Genomic DNA, 17,354 nt, shown 5'->3' on the forward strand with positions numbered 1-17,354 from the left:
TTTTTCGTTATCTACTATTTATAGGCGGCACCTTCACAATATGATACATGGGTTTACTCAAGGTTTGATCTCTTTGCATAAATTGCCCTAGTACAAGACATTGCCCTTTCTGCAACATACGTAACTCTTCAGGTGTAGCATTTCCAATTCGACTAGCTAATACACGCACTTCACTTTCTGCTGGATTAAAGTAAACTTTAGTTCCTGCATTATCAAGAATAGAAAGCTCGTCCTTCGAAAAATTATTAAAGGTCTGTGTAGCAAACCATGCAGACCAACCAAATTTCCGTCCTTCGCGAAGTATTTTAGCAGAGGGTGAGCCATCTGAAAAATCAAGATTCTGTGCCTCATCTAAGACGACTGGAATTGGTTTATCCTTTGTTCCGTTTTGTGTATAATACCATAAATCCCAAAGAATGAATTCAGTCATAAGTCTCTTAATCTCATCCTGGTCATATCCAGCTAGTTGAATAATTGTAATATTTCCACCTGGAGAAAAGTATTCTTCCCATTGATTTCTAGACTCGTAATCAAACGGATCAATATCAACAAATTGGACGATTCGAGTAGTGATAGACGATAATACTGAATTTGCATATCCGTCCAATTCTTCCAGGATTTCAAGCAAATGCTCCATTTTCATTTTATCATCATAGCGTTCGATACCACGCTTTACTGCTTCATAAAGGGCACTCTTTTGTTGTGCTCCAAAACTATTATAAACAGCTGCGAATACATCAACTACTCGCCGCGCTACCTCGGTCGGCTTTTCTTTCCCAACAACCCCAGCAACTTCCTTTTCGCGTCGCAGAAATGGATTTATCGGGAACCCTTCATGATACACAATTCGTTCTCTAAATCGATTACCCACATCTTCTAAGAATACTGGATCTAACTGTGTACGAGTATAACTACTAGAATAATCAAGTACAACAGCGGATTGGTTCGTTCTTGATAAATCTCGTAATAAAGACTGAATAAAATAAGTTTTCCCCTGTCCAGAACGTCCTCCAATTATAAGGTGACGATTGGATAATTGACTATCAAAAAATTCCCAGTAAATTTTTTGATTGTTTTCTATTCCTATTAATGGTTGATTACACGAAAGAGTTTCTGATTTTTTGTTTACATTCAGCAATGACGATATATCGCGAGAATGTTTTCCCTCTATATCATCAGAATCTTTAACTTTTTCTCCAATCGCCACACTAGATGTATGGTTACATTCTAGTTTATAGATATTAAATTCTTTTCGTTCAATACTTTCCACGTCTTCGTTAAAAGAATCTAAGTGCTCTGCCGCAATCTCATTTTCCATATCCATTCTACTAGGAATAGAATATATTTTTTCAGGTTGTTCCTCATAACTCACGGACAACTGCTTCATTGTTTTCGCTAAGGTATCATATCCATTTTGTTCAGGAAACTCTAACATAATAACTCCATGTCGTCTCTCTTTTACCTTCAATTGCGCCCCTTTTTTAAAAGAAATGAGAAGCCCTTGTCCATAATCAGCACGTAGCGTATTTACAATTTCAAACTTGTCATTCAGTAAATCATTGATAACATCTGGCGTGAGATTGTAATCTTTTTCAGGCCATACTTTGTTATATGTCATTTTAGCGGCATTATTAATAAAAAGCCTAGTGAAATAATTGCGGAGAAACTTAGCATCAAACGTATTTTGACCAATTAATTGTTCATCTAATCGATTTTTTAATTCTTTAACTTGACTAATTCCCTTTTCAATAACACTCGAATCATTTAGACCTATTTTTACTTCAACAGGATACATATGAATTTTTAATCCATCTTCAGTTTGTTCTAACCCCATCATTAGCAAGTCATCACTGCAATTCCCACGTCTTCCAATCGTTTTCCCAGAAAAAATACCAGCTTTCTTGCTTAATTTGACACTCCCTGCTACCCGTACAATCTCCTCCATAGAGATAGGAACCCAAAGCACATCTGGTTTTTCAAAATAAAGCAATGCCTGTTTAATCGCAGATACGACACTCATTTTTTCACGCCTATCATGTGCGCGTCCTTGTACAGCACGCAGGAGCCATTCTCCATTGAAAGTGTTAAACAATCGAATTACACCTTCAATATTTTCATCACAAACGTTTACCCTTTGTGATTTCAAAAAATCACGAATTACATTAAAATATTGATTAGATTTATCCGTTACTGTAATTGCATCATAGCGATTGGACGATGAATGCTGATCGCTGTAATGAACAATCACCAGATTATCTGATGATTCTTGAAAATACTTCAAATCCAATACGGGATCTATAAAAGTCAACCAGTGAGATTGACTGTATATCGAAGATAAATATTCTTCATCTTCTGCACTAATATGCATTGCCAAGGAAATTCCTTTTGTATAGGGGTTTTGTCCTTTAGCTGTCATGTTTGCTGCAAGTTCATTCATTTTTATTGCAAACATTTCTAATATGGATTGATTTATATTACTTCCATCACCTGTTCCAAAACCTACCCGATATCCGCCATTATCGCTTTTGGAAGATGTAACAGTCGTAAATAAGCCATTTAGATTTAAGCTACTTGGTGCATCTTTAACTAACTGCTTAACAACTTCCTCTTCTGTTTTCATTTTATAAAAGGTGATATGGCTATATCCCACTTTTTCAGAAATATCCCGTTTTGAGTAACGTAAAACCTGTTGAATCGTAAATAAAACATCCTCTGCTAGATAATCACCCATCGAAAAATTGATACCAAGTCGATTAGAAATTTCTTCTGCATTCCCTATATCATTAAGCTCATCAAATACACTATAACCATCCATATCCTGTCTATAGGAGACTATTTCAATTGGTCGTAATTCTGACAATTTATTCGTCTCCTTGATATGTTTTTTCAACCATTCAACGATTCCATTTAATATTTCCCTATCATTGGGGATGTTAATAATATTTAGTAGTATTGGAGATTTTGAATCTAATGCAAATAAGTAATCATAATGGTCACAAAACTGGTCAAGTTTTTCCTTTACAACTTGAGCCAAATACGTATTGGTTTCTCCTACAGTCACTTTTTCACTAGGTAAAAAGGCATGCCATTCAGGCAATCGACTATCCATAGTAGGTTTGAATAAATTCCCTGAATAGGCCACAATATAAGGCAATGTGTATACTGCATTCAATCTCTTCAGGATATTGACGTCAATTGTCTCACCTTTACATTCCTCCGTAATCTGTAATTGATAAGCTACATTCAACGGTGAGAAAGGCGTCATATATATTACTTGTTCATCCCTTGCACTTCCTAGATAAAATAAACCTCTTTCCTCATTTGTCATAATTTGTTTATCTGAAATGTTTTCGATTGCCTTTATATAAGATTTAACATAGATTTCTGCTTTTTCACGAATTAAGTCCGAATAATAAAGCAACGATGGAATTGTTTCTGTTTGTTCAATCACCTCTAAGAAATCGTCATATGCTTGTTCCACTTCCTCTGGCAGCTCCACTTGCTGTGGTACCAGTGTGTTAAATTTAATTTTAGCCTGGCGAACTCGTTTTCTAAGCCAATCAAACTCCATTAAGAGAAATGGGCGATCTTTTTCAAAGGTAACATATGGTAGATTATCAATCTCTATTCGTTTCACTTCTGAATCTGTTAATAGTGACCTTTGAATACTCTGCTTTCTTTCCCATATCTCCTTTCCATTAATAGGAATATTTTTCAGCACTTTATCAGCCACTTCGACCGGTAATTCGAACCGTTGGGTTAAAATAGAAAATCGAATATTTTTATCATTTTCATCTAACAACCCTGGCGTAAACCGGATTGTAGCACCATCTTCTATCGAAATAGATTGTCCCTGTTCTTTTAAATCGACCTCCATAGTTCCATCACCAAAAATCAAACTTTGATTACTTAAGGTTAGATGTATGGATTGTTTTGCTTTAGAAGTTGCTACTACTTGAAAAGATGTTTGGAAGGCCTCAAAGAACTGCTTTTCACTAGAGACAACAACAAAATTGAATGAATAGTTACCACTTGCTGCTTTTTCATGTTTGTAAACTATCCTGCCAAATGTCGCTCCATCTTGTTCCAGTTTCAACTCAGCTATTAATGAATGCCCCCTCGTTCTAGCAATCTTTTTACTAGTTGAATTTAAAAATTCTGTTTTGGTATGTCGGTCAAATGGTAAAGTAATCTCAATTTTTTCACCCTCTTTATATGTAGGATGAAAAATAATAAAGCTCCAGTTCCTACGTCCAGCAGCTGTACTCGATTGAGGCCGTTTCCAAAATTGGAGTGTCTGTGACTCTACAGTGATTTTGACTTTTTCAGCATAAAATTCGATTGCTTTTTTTTGCTTCGTCGCTTCCTTCCAATCCTCTATGTCTGAAAAATCGACGGTATACCAATTTTCTTTATTTAGCTTATTACCACCTTTATCATAGGTTTCTTCTAGTTTTTCCTTTGGATTTCCCAGTGAACGTAATCTCTCAATTTCTTCATGCTGACTATTATTTTCTGTCAGCCTTTTATTAATCTTTCTCTCTAAATTCTTCCATTTACTAGAATCAATAGAATGAGATTCTTGTTCCTTGACAAGATCCTCAAGTTTTGAATCATAAAAATATTGCAGTGAACGACAATCTTCGTGTTCCAGGTTACCTTTATTTACAAGTGCTAACACATCCTCAAAATCGAGAAATGAGGAATTTGCTAACTGATGTTCAGATTTTTTTCTATTTAAGTAATGACTAGCCATCTTCCGTTCAATTGGATTTAAATTACTTTCTAACAATAGCTGATTAAGATTTCCAGCTATTTGATTAACATGTAGCGGTAATCCCTCTCCAATAAGATCTCTACTACCACCACGAATTGAATCATTCAACGTATTACATAGTAGAATTAAAGAAGTATTTTCCCAGTCCCCTTTTTGCTTACTCATCTCATTTCGAAGGGTTACAAGGAAATCAATATTGGTATTGTTACTTGTAGTAGCAATAACATATTTGATTTTTCCGAAACGCAAAGCAATTGTTTCGTATGACTTTGAGCCTTCTTCATGTCGATAAACAAATGGTTCACAGTTATCATTCTCATTTAATGCATTATACAAACTAGAGATAACTTCTTCAGTTGGTAGATACAAAAAGTATCGATCTGTTTTATTCCTGGAAGCTTCTTTTTCGAAAAATAAAACAAGTTGGTTACCGATATATTTATAAAATTGATTTAACATACTGAGCATCCCCACTATCACTTTTCTTTTCCATGTAATTTAATTTATCTAGCACTTTTACTACTTCCTCTTTGGAATGAAAATCAAGCCAAACGCCACGTTTTTCTAATTCAGTCCATAATTGTTTTAATTCTATCCTGTCCTCAGTAATTGATACCGCAACCAACATTAACAAATGCTCCTGAGACAGGGAAAGAATCGTACCAAGAGACCCACCATGTTTTCGAAAAAACTTTGAAACAATTGTTTGAAACGATTTTTGATAACGAGAGTTAATTTCACTGGATATTCCCGTTTTTATTGCGGAAAACAAATCATCAAATGCCATCTCTAACGTTTTATCATCCGAATATTTTTCAACATTAATATTAGTTTTCACTTCGTATACCTCTGTCAGCCACTTGTAAATAGATTGAATATATTTACGTTCAGCCTCAAATCCAGCTTCCTTTAATTGATGTTGGATATCATGATAAAACTGATTTGGTTTTTCCGCATCCGATATTGTATTCATCCCTAAAATATTCAAAGCATGTTCATGTGCAAAAAAACCATCCATTTCTCCAATCAACATTTTATTCCCCTGACGATAGCTGTTTCGCCATTTCGCGGGTGTTTCCCATTGTAAAATGTAATAAACAGGCAAGAATTCATCTTGGCAAAAACGAGTCATCTTATTGGTCTGAAGGATGAGTTGAGACATCGCGATAAATGTATAATGAACAAAAAACAGTGAAATATGATTAACTAAAAAACTAGAATTACTAGCTAAATTATCTAAATCTTTTATAAACTGTTCTCTTAAATTAGGAAAAAAATTATGATAGGTCACCATACTTTTGTTTTTCACAGCAGAATCCGATGTAGAAAGACTTAATATCTCTGATATTAAATCTGAATCATCTTGTCTTTGTAGAATCTTTTGTACACGAACTACCTCATTACTGATAAACGTATCAAAAAAGAAATTGATAAAATCGATTTCTCCCTTTCGTTCATTTTCATTTTCTGACAAAGGAATACGTTCTAACTGATTAAGCGAAGTAACCCTTCCTAAATGCAACTCTTTTATTTGTTCCTCTAAGTAATGGGTAAACAAGAGTTTACTCTCTTCATCATTAAATTTACCGTTAGAAATAATATCCTCAACAATGCCATGGCTCGTCTCAATAAATAATGATTTCCCATGTAATTTTCGAATTATACCACCCGTAATAGAAGAAAAACCCCTATCAAATTTAACACGTTCTGGTTCCCTTGTTGGAAGTGGTAAAACACTTGTTACCGAACGTCTCCTGAAGGTATATTTTCCACTTTTATCTATAAATTTATCGATCTTATCAAAGTCTAATTGATACATCCTCTTAATTCACCTTCCCAACTTCAAACTTCGCTTTCGAAAACCGTGGCTTCTTCACTTCAAGAATGGTTCCATCATGAGTACGAACTAGAAGCATATTATTTTTCTTATCAACTGATTGTAGGATTTTTTCATGAAATTCATAAAATTGAAGTGCATCTTGTATATCCTGACGGTTAGGACGATACCCTTCATTTATTCGTTTGAGTAGTGAATATAGTTTATAATCTAGTTCAAATAGAAATGTCTTTCCATTTTGGCTATACCCAATCCTCATTGATGGTATAAAGCGCTCTATCTTATCTAGTTGACTCGCTGAATTGAACACGTTTTCATCCACTTCTGGATTAATATTAATTTCAAACGCAACCCTAAAGCTCTTGTTAGGAGAATCTAAAAAAACATAACGATCCCTTGGTGAACCCTTCCATGCATAAATCACTTTTTCAATTAACTCAAAAAGTCTACCAATTCTTTCTTCATTCCCTTTATAGAAAGAATATAGATATGCTATAAACTCATGATAGGCGTCATTGTAATCCTGTTTAAATAATAAAGCATGTTGTCGTACGAATAGCCTAGCAAATTCTATCTGAGTCCCCTGTTGATGCATGTTATTAACTTGTTCCCATGCGCCAATACTTGTCTTTTCTCCCAGTACTTCCTTCACATATTGAAATGGGTCTGCTTTTAGTATAAGATTTGAGACTAATTGATCTGTTCCTTTCAACCTTCTTTTTAATGGATCAATTTCATTTAGAGTAGCTAGTAAGAACGAGCGATCCGGGTGACCATACATTAAATTTGGTAACATATCGTTTACGGGAATTACTGAATCATTTACAAGCAATTTATGCTTGGTAGGTACCATAATTTCAAATAAAAAATTATAAAATGCCCGAGTGGAAATAAACACCTTTTTCTTTATCATCGCTTCAATAAGTGACTGAACAATTGATTCCTTCACTTCTTGTTGTTGTAATAAAAAATAGTTATAGTGTGCTGCACTGATTATTCCATTTTCTTTGTCTTGAACCCACGCAGTATAAAATGGATTGGCATAATCTTGATTTGTTATCTTATTAATGAGCTGTAAGAAAAACGGAGACTTTGGCCCTTCCTCTGTTAATATATATGGTTGTGTATCAGCAAAATTAAGCAAACGGAAATTTCCATCATGGCTGATTACATCCTGTCCCTTATCAAACACCCCACAACTGTCTATGAAATTACATAAAGCTTGAAATCTACCATTTTTTCGTTGTTGGCTATAAAAATTATGTAAAATACCAAGATTAATCGCAATAATAACATGACCATTAGCAATCCCCCCCTCTTCAAAAGGTGCTAACACCTGTTCAAGTGTTTCCAATGAATTTTTATCAGGATTATACGATTCCGTTGAATCATTATGAATCATCACGTCTTTTAAAAGTTCAGAATGATTTTCATTCATATAAGCCAACAAATGACTCTTACCGTCTCCCACACTCCCACATAAGAGAATTAAACTCGGGGTTTCTTTCTGCTTTAAATCTATCAATATTTTTTCTAACTCTTTTTGAATATCCCGTTCCACATGCATATAATTCTGAAGAAGTCCAAATGAGTTAGCGTTTACTACAGATTCCTTCGAGGAAGATTGTAAGACTTCTAACAGTGAAACAAACCTACTCTCGTCCTTTGAATAGGTAATTTCGGTCGTTATGTCCTCCCTTAATTCTTCATCTATTGTAGCAGCAGCCTCCATTTGGCTCACATCTAGGTTAACGACATCTTCCGTTTTAGACTCATCAATTACTAACTTTTCCGAAATTAATAGGATACAATCCAAACTTTGTTGAGCTTCCTGCACAGTAAAATTATTTTTAAACTTTTTCTTACTTACCGTATAGTATTCCATAGCACAATCAAATTCTTTATCGGAAATGCCAAACTCACTTTTTAATAGCAACCATGCTGTTTCTATTGTTGATAATTCAAAATAAGATTCATTGATTTCTTCACTACTTGTTTGTATTGCTAACTGCTGCATTCGCTGAAATGAAATGGCGCAAAATACTTGATCCATATAAGCAACAGCAAGTCCTGGTTTATCTTTCAACATTATTTGCAATTCACTATAATCCATTAAACTATCATTTAACTCTATTATTCTTTTTAACTGCTTCCATGTTAATTCTTTCCTCATGGTTCTAATCTCCCTTTATTTAGGAACTTTTCTTTTAATATCATAATGTTATACTTCCCTGCTTTATAAAATTATATCAAAAAATGGCTAATTATGGTGGATTCGAAAAAAACATATAATTAATGTGTAATGATATTCCCACATTCTGTCCAATTCTATAACGATTATTTCAGTTAATCCCTTCTTTCTTTACCATAATAAAGACGTTGGCAGAATAAAAAAATTACCGTTATACTGCAATATAAGGATTGTATATATTATAAATTTCAAGATATCGAAAAACTACATAGACTCTACATAATCCTTATTAATCATCATCAATTTCATTTCAAAAAAAGTAGCTTGATTCTGTATTGATACAAAATCAAGCTACTTTCTTATAGAAACTATATATTGACTTATACAATATCTGTCAACTAAAACCAACTCAACTGCACAAAGTCCTTCATCTTTTCTTCTTCCTGATTAATCTCTAAAATCCTTTGACCCATGCGCTTCACCAAATCAACCACTAAAGCATTTCCCATACAAAAGTATCTATTTCTTTGTGGCATTCCCGTATTTGTCCAGTCCATCGGGAAACCATTTAACAACTCACATTCAACCGGCGTTAAATATCTTAGCCTTTTTGTATGAGGATCTTCTATTACATGGGAACTTCTATTACATGTTCCTTCACTTGTTAACATTGTGCGTCCAGGCTTATCTAAATCATCAGGGAAAGCCATTCCTCCCTCAGAGTAGAAATATTTATGACCTGTCGCTTTTGATACTCTTTCTTCTTTTTTAGGACCTTTAAGATACTTAAGTTCCTCAAATTCCGTTCTGCCCTTTTTGTTAACCTTATCCATTTTCAAATAATATGATTCATCTGCAGGACCAAATTTATCATATACTTTTTGAACAACTTCACCTAAAGTCTCTGGATTTTCAGTTACCGGAACTACTTCTTCAGTATAAACTTGTCCATCCATCATCACGCCAGAATTATAGTATTCAGCTTTAAATGTATCAGAAACCTCAATAATATCGACCGGCAACTCAAATTGCCCTCTTTTTTTGTTTTCCTCAGGCGCTTCATGCACTTTAAAAATCGGAGCGAAAAATCCATTTTCACACAATATCTCTAACGGCTTCATTTTACTTTGAACAGATGTGAAATGAGATTCTTTTAAGTACGCAAAAATAAATACTCTTCGTCTTCTTTGTGAATTCCCATAATCCGCAGCGTTAATGACTCTCCATTCCACTACATAACCTGCATCTCTAAAGCTAGCCAGCATAATTGAAAAATCACGACCTCTTTGTTTTGCTGGTGACTTCAATAATCTATCTACATTCTCTAACAAAACAAATCTTGGCTTGCGAGAATTAACTATGTTCATTATCTCCCAAAAAAGAACACCTTTTTTCCCTTGTATTCCTTTTTCATTTGATAAAGTACGTGCTACAGAATAGTCTTGGCAAGGGAAGCCTCCTACTAATAAATCATGCTCAGGTATTTCCGGCCAAGCTTCAGCTATATCTCTATTTACATGTATTCCTTTATTTTCAAAGCGAGTTGCATAACAATTAAATGCATGTTGTGCTTTAGTTGAGGGTTCCCACTGGTTTCCCCAAAGAACTTCAAAGTTTTCGTTTGCTTCTAGTCCTAATCTAAAACCTCCTACTCCCGCGAAAAGTTCTACTACTTTCACCATAAATACACGAACATCCTTTCGGTATTTTATTTATCTATGCTTCATTATAATAAAAAGTAAGGAAAAGATCAACTATAACATTTCAAGAACCGTACTTTTTTGTATTTCCTTGTTTGGCTTGTACCAATTAAGAAAACTGTTCGCACTTTATCAATATTATAAAGGACATAACTCATATTGAATAAATTCAATATAACTGTTATCTAATAATATAAACTGTCTTTTCCCTCTTATAAATTTTACTTATATAAATTTGAAACAGCTTTTTATTATAGCATAACTTTAATATGTATTGTTTAAAATCATACACCGCAGCACTGGATACAGAAAGGAGATTATTATGGACTACACTACAATAGAAGAACTAATGAAAAAAGCACATGAAGCTGAAGGAAAAACATTTGGTGAAATCGATACAACTGACCGACTCGCAAATGCAAAATCAAAAGGTGGGCTAGGGCAAGTAATTGAGGAAAGCTTCTTTGGATATGAAGTAAATTCAAACGCAGAAGCTGACTTTAAACACCTTGGTATTGAACTCAAAGTAACTGCATTTAAACAAAATAAAAACGGTTCACTATCGGCCAAAGAACGGCTAGTCTTAAATATTATCAACTATATGGAAGAAGTTCATACACACTTTGAGACATCAAGCTTTTGGAAAAAAAACGAAAAGCTACTACTAATGTTCTATGAATGGGTACCTGGCGTAGACCGTAAAGATTTTCATATTACAAAAAGCCTTCTGTTCACCTATCCTGAAGCTGATTTAGAAATAATTAAACAAGACTGGGAAACCATCGTAAATAAAATTCGTGCCGGCAAAGCACATGAATTATCCGAAGGTGATACAAACTATTTAGGAGCTTGTACAAAAGGTTCCAATAAAAATTCACTTCGCTCACAACCGCATTCTGAAATTCCAGCAATGCAAAGAGCTTTTTCGTTAAAGCCTTCTTACATGACAGCACTAGTTCGCAGGTATCACCTAAACGAAGAACTAGTAAGTTTTACAACAACAAATGAACTAAAAGGAAAATCTTTAGAAGAAATCCTTTATTCAAAATTTGAAAATTACATAGGCTTAACTGATCAAGAAATCGCTCAAAAATTATCTATTGATTACAAACCTACAACCAAAAGCTTTGTTCCACTATTAGTAAGCTCTTTACTTGGTATCAAAGGAACTCGACTCGATAAAATTGAAGAATTTGCGAAAGCTAATATAGAATTTAAAACAGTTCGTTTAGAGCCTAACGGTAAACCCGAACAAAGCATGTCATTTGAAACAATCGATTTTCATCAATGGACAAACGAATCATGGGAAGAAAGCGAAATTAGAGAACGCTTCTATCAAACCAAGTTTTTATTCGTAATTTTTGAATTTAACCAAACAAAAAAAGAAAGTCCAAATCGTAAACTCTACTTTAAAGGTATTAAACTTTGGAACATGCCTGCTCCTACAATAGAAAAAGAAATACGTGAACTATGGGAAGAAGTTAATAAAGTAATACATGAGGGTATTCAAATTGAATATAAAAAACGCGGTGACAAAGTCGTCGAAGCAAATAACCTACCAAAAATAAACTTCAACGGTGTCGCGCATATTAGACCAAAAGCTCGCAACGGTGCCGATAAAGTAACTTTACCTGATGGTCAGCATATTACAAAGCAGTGTTATTGGTTGAATAATTCTTATATTGCTTCTGTCGTTGCCAATAGCGTTAATGAATAATTTATCTTTAGTTCTATAACCATAAAAAACACCTTCTCACTTCACATGATTAGTACATACAGTGAGGAGGTGTTTTTATATAGCTTATTGTAGAAATACTATCTCTCATCATCTCAAGCCAATTCCTCCTATCAGCTCACCATACCCTAAACTACTCTCCTCCAAAAATCCCCTACTCTCCCCACTCCCCTTATAAAAACTCTCCCAACCCCGTTCCCTCAAAATCCCCTTCCAACTCTCACTCTCAACCATCCTTTTAATTACACCATCCCAATAAGCAACCTCTTCCTCCGTCATATCTTTCGGGCCCATGATCCCTTTCCAGTGCTGGAAGATGACGTTGATTCCTTGTTCTTTCCATGTTGGGATTTCTGGTAGTCGGTCTAGTCGTTTTGGTGCGGATACGGCTAGTATTTTTATTTTGCCGGCTTTGTATTGTTTTTCGGCTTCGGATAGGGTCATGGTTGCGGCGCCTATTTGTTTGTTCGTTAGAGCATTTATGATTTTTCCTTTGTTTTCGTAGACGAAGAATTGTAGTTCGGCTGGGTTTATGCCGAATGCTTTGCTTACTTGTACGAATGATAGGTGATCGTCGTTTCCTAGGCCGGGGGCAACTCCGATTTTGAAGTTTTTCTTGTTTTGTTTTAGTTGTTTCATTAGTTCGTTTGCGTTTTCTATGTTTGAGTCTTTTGATACGACAACGACTTCCCAGTCCGATGCGAGAGTTGCGAGCGGCGTGAAGTCTTTATATGTTAGTTTACTGTGGCCTAGTAGGTTGTTCGTTATGAGTAAGCTTGAGTTAATCGCCAGTACGTGACCACCTTTTTGTTTCGTATATTTCCATCCGACATCACCGCTGCCACCTACTTTGTTTGTGACAGTGATTGGTTTTGTGAAGATTTTTTCTTCTTTCAGCGTTTTTTGCATCGCTCGTGCTGTTAAGTCCCATCCTGCTCCTTGAACGTTTGGCGCAACGATTTCTACTTTGTCTATGTTTACTTTATTCGTATGGGATTTTTCCGAAGAACAACCAGCTATTACTCCTGTCATGATCCATATACATAGTAATAATCGTTTTTTCATAGTCCTCGTCCTATTCGGTACTTTCGTTCTGGTCGTCCGATAATGCCGTATGTGTACTCTACTGTGCATTCGCCGGTCGCTACTAAATATTCTAAGTATCTTCTTGCGGTTGTTCTGGAGGCCCCCATTTGTTCGCCCATTTCTTCTATTGTAATGCCCTCTTCGAATCCTTTTATAATCCCTTTCACTTTTTGCAGTGTTAACGGATCTACACCTGTCGGTAAGTTTTTTATGTCTTGTGTTTGCGAAAGGCCAAAGAAGTTATCGATAAGTGCTTGATTCACTTCATTGTTACTATGTAATAATTGCTTCTTTCTTTTATAGTCTTCAATTGTACGAACGAATTTTTCTAACGTGACCGGTTTTATAAGATAGTTGCTTACGCCGTTTCGAATTGCTTTTTCTAGCATATGGTTTTCATTTGCCGCAGTAACCATAATGACGTCAACGTCTGGAAAGTCGGCGTGAATTTTCGGTAATAATTCTGTTCCGATTCCGTCTGGTAAATAATTATCTAATAGAAGTAAATCGATTTCTTCCTTTTGTAGTAGTTCTATCGTTTCTTTCGCGTTCAATGCTTTTCCGATTATTTTTACATCCTTTATTTTTAATAAAAACTCTTCCTGAATTTGCGCGACGCGGAAATCATCTTCTGCAATTGCAACCTTCAACATGTGCCCATCCCCCTGTTTGTCATGTACTCTCTTTCAATGTTTTCGGAAGGTAAATTGTAAAAATAGCTCCCCCATTTTTCTCGTTTTGAATTTCAATTGTTCCCTCTAGTAGATCTACCATTTCTTTCACGTTTGCTAGCCCGTAACCACGATCAGTTCCTTTCGTTGAAAATCCTTTTTGAAAAATGGTCGTGATTTTTTCAACCGGTATCCCTACTCCACTATCTATCACTTCAAACACAATATCGTGTCCAATATCCGTAACAAAGAAGGAAACACTCTTTTCCTCTCGTTCATTCACCACATCAAATGCATTGTCGATTATGTTTCCAAGAATCGTAATAAGATGCGAAACCTTTATATGGTCTGGTAACGGATGAAGCGCGCTATCTCCTTCAATATGAAAATCGATTTTCTTTTCAGACGCTGTTCCGAGTTTTCCTAATAAAATAGCTTGTACTTTTGCATCATGAATTTGATGGAATAAAATATGATTTTGGCTTTGATGAATATTAGATTCTTGCTGGATAAATTCAATCGCTTCTTTGTAATGTCCTAACTGAAGTAATCCTGATAAGACGAAAAGTTTATTTGTAAATTCATGCGTTTGAGCACGTAAGTCCTCGGAATATTTTCTTACCTCAGATATCGTATTCACTAAGTTTTGCAGTTCTGTTTTATCTCTAAAACTACATACAACGCCTACCGTACTATTATTTTCGAGTATCGGTGTCATGTTTAAAATAAACACTTTATCTTGAAACGCGATTTCTTGATCGTTTTCTAGCACTCTTTCCATATTAAAATTCGGTAAAACTTTTGAAATGTGCTGCTGCATATAATCACCATTTACATGTAGCATCTCTTCTGCCGACGTATTCATCATCGTAATAAAACCATTTTGATCAATGGCGATAATCCCTTCTTTTATAGATAGTAGTATCGCGCTTCGTTCCCGGTATAGCGCTGCAATTTCATTGGGCTCTAAACCGAGTGTATCTTTCCTGATGCTACGCGCTAAAAGAATGCCACCAACAATGCCGGCTAATAATACCGCTAAGGAAAAGAGTATAATTTCTTTCGTTCTGCTCAATATGTTAGATTCGATACCTTTTATTAAAAATTCTACTGTCACAACGCCTACTACTTGATCGTAGTCTCCGTTATGAACAATAATGGGTGCCTTCGCCATTAAAGCAGGACCACTTTCGCCATTTCCTTCGAGCGTATAATAGCCACCAAAAGTGAGTGCTTCATAGTTATATGGATTGTTACTCTTTGTGCCAATTAACTCCGAATTAGAATGGGAATACATCACCCCAAAGCGATCTTCTATAATGACATAATCTGCACCAGCTTGCTCACGAACTTGTTCCGCAATGGATTGAATGGTACTTTTATGCTCGTTATATTGAAAAGCATCTTTTATAGCTGGCATAAAAGAAAGAGATTTAGCCGTTTGCAGTGCTAACTGTTCCACTTGGTGCTTCGTATCAACGGACTGAATGTAAACAAATATTCCTGTTAATAGGAGAACGACAAATAAAATTAACGCGATAATTAAGCTTACTATTTTCGTTTGTAATGACACTTTGCGTGATTTTTTCATGCTTCATATCCTTTGATAAAATATTCAAAACTATCAATCTCCTTTTTCTATTATTATGACAAAACTGAAAATGAAGCAACTATTAAAAATATCCATGTTCATAAAGTACAAAAAGAATAAAATTGTCAAAATATTGAGATTTCATTTAAAGAACAGTACAATTCAACTATAATGAACACGCTTTCATAATTATCATTTTATTACTAGCAAGAGGAGGAATGATTATGGCTCAAGCAAAACCTAACCGAGTCGCCGGCAATATTTTCAAAGGTTCTGTCGGTAATTTAATTGAATGGTACGACTGGTACGTTTACTCTGCTTTCGCTGTTTATTTCTCAGCAGAGTTCTTTCCTAAAGGCGATCCAACGAGTCAGTTACTGAACACAGCGGCTATTTTCGCGGTTGGATTTTTAATGCGCCCTATCGGAAGTTTATTAATGGGACGTTATGCAGATCGGCACGGACGCCGAGCAGCATTAACGCTTTCGATTACGGTTATGGCCGGTGGTTCTTTAATTATCGCCTGTACACCTAGTTACGAAAGCATCGGTATTATGGCACCTATTATTTTAGTTCTTGCCCGTTTACTGCAAGGATTATCACTTGGCGGAGAGTACGGAACTTCCGCAACGTATTTATCTGAAATGGCTAGTAGTGGTCGCCGCGGTTTTTATTCAAGCTTCCAATATGTAACGCTCGTTGCCGGACAAATGGTTGCATTAGGCGTTCAAATTGTTCTTCAGCAATTACTAAGCGAACCAGATATGAAAGCTTGGGGATGGCGTATTCCATTCATTATTGGAGCGATGGGCGCAGTAGCTGTATTATGGCTTCGCCGCACGATGGATGAGTCGGAGCAGTTCTCAAACATAAAATCACAAAAACGCGAAAGCGCAGGAACCGTTCGCGCTCTTATGAAACACCCAAAAGCAGTATTGACAGTAGTCGGCCTAACATTAGGAGGCACTGTTGCATTTTATACGTACACAACATATTTACAAAAGTTCATGGTAAACACAGTCGGCCTTCCGAAAGAAATTGTAAGCTGGATTAACTTTGTCGCACTACTTATATTCGTCGTACTTCAACCAATTGCGGGTCTACTATCCGATAAAATTGGACGCCGCCCACTATTAATGGCATTCGGTATTCTCGGAACGTTACTAACAGCACCAATCTTCTTCTTTATGGAAAAAACGACAGAACCAATCGTAGCATTCTTACTCATGATGGTCGGCCTCATCATCGTTACTGGTTACACTTCCATTAACGCAATTGTAAAAGCAGAACTCTTCCCAACTGAAATTCGCGCACTTGGCGTAGGTTTACCATATGCACTAACAGTTGCGATATTTGGCGGAACAGCTGAGTTCATCGCATTATGGCTAAAGAGTATCGGAATGGAATCACTATTCTACTTCTACGTAGCTGGATGTATCGCAATAAGCTTTATTACGTATTGGCGTATGGATGAGTCATCGAAGACTTCGCAGATTGAGGCGGAGCTTGGTGGTGGGGATAAATTAGTTAACAATAAATCTAGTTAAAAATTATGTATTCTATGTTCTTCGTTTATCTGAACTCGATTTGTTTTATCTAAGGAGGCATAATTCATTAATATATAATTTAAAAGCAACCTCCTTAAATTCTGAATGTTCTGATTTAAATTGATTATTTGGCAGACTAGTATAATAATTAATCGCAATTGTATATTCAAGTTCAATATTATCGAGACTTCACATTATGGTTGTACTGGCTTTTTAATA

General features: G+C 35.5%; 9 protein-coding genes. 2 read left to right on the top strand and 7 right to left on the bottom strand.

Annotated elements, in window-relative coordinates:
- Positions 1-7 precede the first annotated feature (7 nt).
- From dptH to dcm, 4 genes are all read right to left on the bottom strand, one after another.
- Positions 8-5,236, bottom strand: a complete 5,229-nt coding sequence (dptH, locus tag MR136_RS17400) for a DNA phosphorothioation-dependent restriction protein DptH (RefSeq protein WP_170879404.1) — start codon at positions 5,234-5,236, stop codon at positions 8-10.
- Positions 5,217-6,596, bottom strand: a complete 1,380-nt coding sequence (gene dptG, locus MR136_RS17405; protein ID WP_078421147.1) for a DNA phosphorothioation-dependent restriction protein DptG — start codon at positions 6,594-6,596, stop codon at positions 5,217-5,219. Before dptG ends, dptH begins: the two co-directional genes overlap by 20 nt.
- A 4-nt stretch (positions 6,597-6,600) precedes the next feature.
- On the bottom strand, positions 6,601-8,787 hold the full coding sequence (gene dptF, locus MR136_RS17410; RefSeq protein WP_078421148.1) for a DNA phosphorothioation-dependent restriction protein DptF: 2,187 nt from the start codon (positions 8,785-8,787) through the stop codon (positions 6,601-6,603).
- Positions 8,788-9,203: 416 nt separating this feature from the next.
- A complete protein-coding gene (gene dcm, locus MR136_RS17415) occupies positions 9,204-10,487 on the bottom strand; it encodes a DNA (cytosine-5-)-methyltransferase (protein WP_078421149.1) in 1,284 nt (427 codons plus the stop codon).
- 340 nt (positions 10,488-10,827) lie between these two features.
- On the opposite strand from dcm, the gene MR136_RS17420 reads away from it, so the two are divergent.
- The gene (locus MR136_RS17420; RefSeq protein WP_242259541.1) at positions 10,828-12,222 is read left to right on the top strand and encodes a Sau3AI family type II restriction endonuclease; all 1,395 of its coding nucleotides are present in this window, start codon (positions 10,828-10,830) and stop codon (positions 12,220-12,222) included.
- A gap of 108 nt (positions 12,223-12,330) precedes the next feature.
- Here MR136_RS17420 and MR136_RS17425 read toward each other — a convergent pair whose 3' ends face one another.
- Genes MR136_RS17425 through MR136_RS17435 form a run of 3 tightly spaced genes read right to left on the bottom strand, consistent with a single transcriptional unit; the run spans position 12,331 to position 15,588 of the window.
- Positions 12,331-13,305: a tripartite tricarboxylate transporter substrate binding protein gene (locus tag MR136_RS17425; protein ID WP_078421151.1), complete on the bottom strand. Its 975-nt coding sequence runs from the start codon at positions 13,303-13,305 to the stop codon at positions 12,331-12,333.
- A complete protein-coding gene (locus MR136_RS17430) occupies positions 13,302-13,979 on the bottom strand; it encodes a response regulator (protein WP_078421152.1) in 678 nt (225 codons plus the stop codon). Before MR136_RS17430 ends, MR136_RS17425 begins: the two co-directional genes overlap by 4 nt.
- Positions 13,980-13,998: 19 nt before the next feature.
- Positions 13,999-15,588, bottom strand: a complete 1,590-nt coding sequence (locus tag MR136_RS17435; RefSeq protein WP_242259542.1) for an ATP-binding protein — start codon at positions 15,586-15,588, stop codon at positions 13,999-14,001.
- Positions 15,589-15,812: 224 nt separating this feature from the next.
- Here MR136_RS17435 and MR136_RS17440 point away from each other — a divergent pair, with 224 nt between their 5' ends.
- Entirely contained in the window at positions 15,813-17,135 is a 1,323-nt protein-coding gene (locus MR136_RS17440; RefSeq protein WP_242259543.1) for an MFS transporter, read from the top strand.
- The last annotated feature ends 219 nt before the right edge of the window (positions 17,136-17,354 follow it).

It is taken from the genome of Bacillus cereus group sp. BfR-BA-01311 (genome assembly GCF_022664295.1).
Taxonomy (GTDB): domain Bacteria; phylum Bacillota; class Bacilli; order Bacillales; family Bacillaceae_G; genus Bacillus_A; species Bacillus_A cereus.

Coding starts and splice junctions, on each gene's coding strand:
- dptH (WP_170879404.1), bottom strand. CDS start 5,236: ATGTTAAATCAATTTTATAAATATATCGGTAACCAACTTGTTTTATTT.
- dptG (WP_078421147.1), bottom strand. CDS start 6,596: ATGTATCAATTAGACTTTGATAAGATCGATAAATTTATAGATAAAAGT.
- dptF (WP_078421148.1), bottom strand. CDS start 8,787: ATGAGGAAAGAATTAACATGGAAGCAGTTAAAAAGAATAATAGAGTTA.
- dcm (WP_078421149.1), bottom strand. CDS start 10,487: ATGGTGAAAGTAGTAGAACTTTTCGCGGGAGTAGGAGGTTTTAGATTA.
- MR136_RS17420 (WP_242259541.1), top strand. CDS start 10,828: ATGGACTACACTACAATAGAAGAACTAATGAAAAAAGCACATGAAGCT.
- MR136_RS17425 (WP_078421151.1), bottom strand. CDS start 13,305: ATGAAAAAACGATTATTACTATGTATATGGATCATGACAGGAGTAATA.
- MR136_RS17430 (WP_078421152.1), bottom strand. CDS start 13,979: ATGTTGAAGGTTGCAATTGCAGAAGATGATTTCCGCGTCGCGCAAATT.
- MR136_RS17435 (WP_242259542.1), bottom strand. CDS start 15,588: ATGAAAAAATCACGCAAAGTGTCATTACAAACGAAAATAGTAAGCTTA.
- MR136_RS17440 (WP_242259543.1), top strand. CDS start 15,813: ATGGCTCAAGCAAAACCTAACCGAGTCGCCGGCAATATTTTCAAAGGT.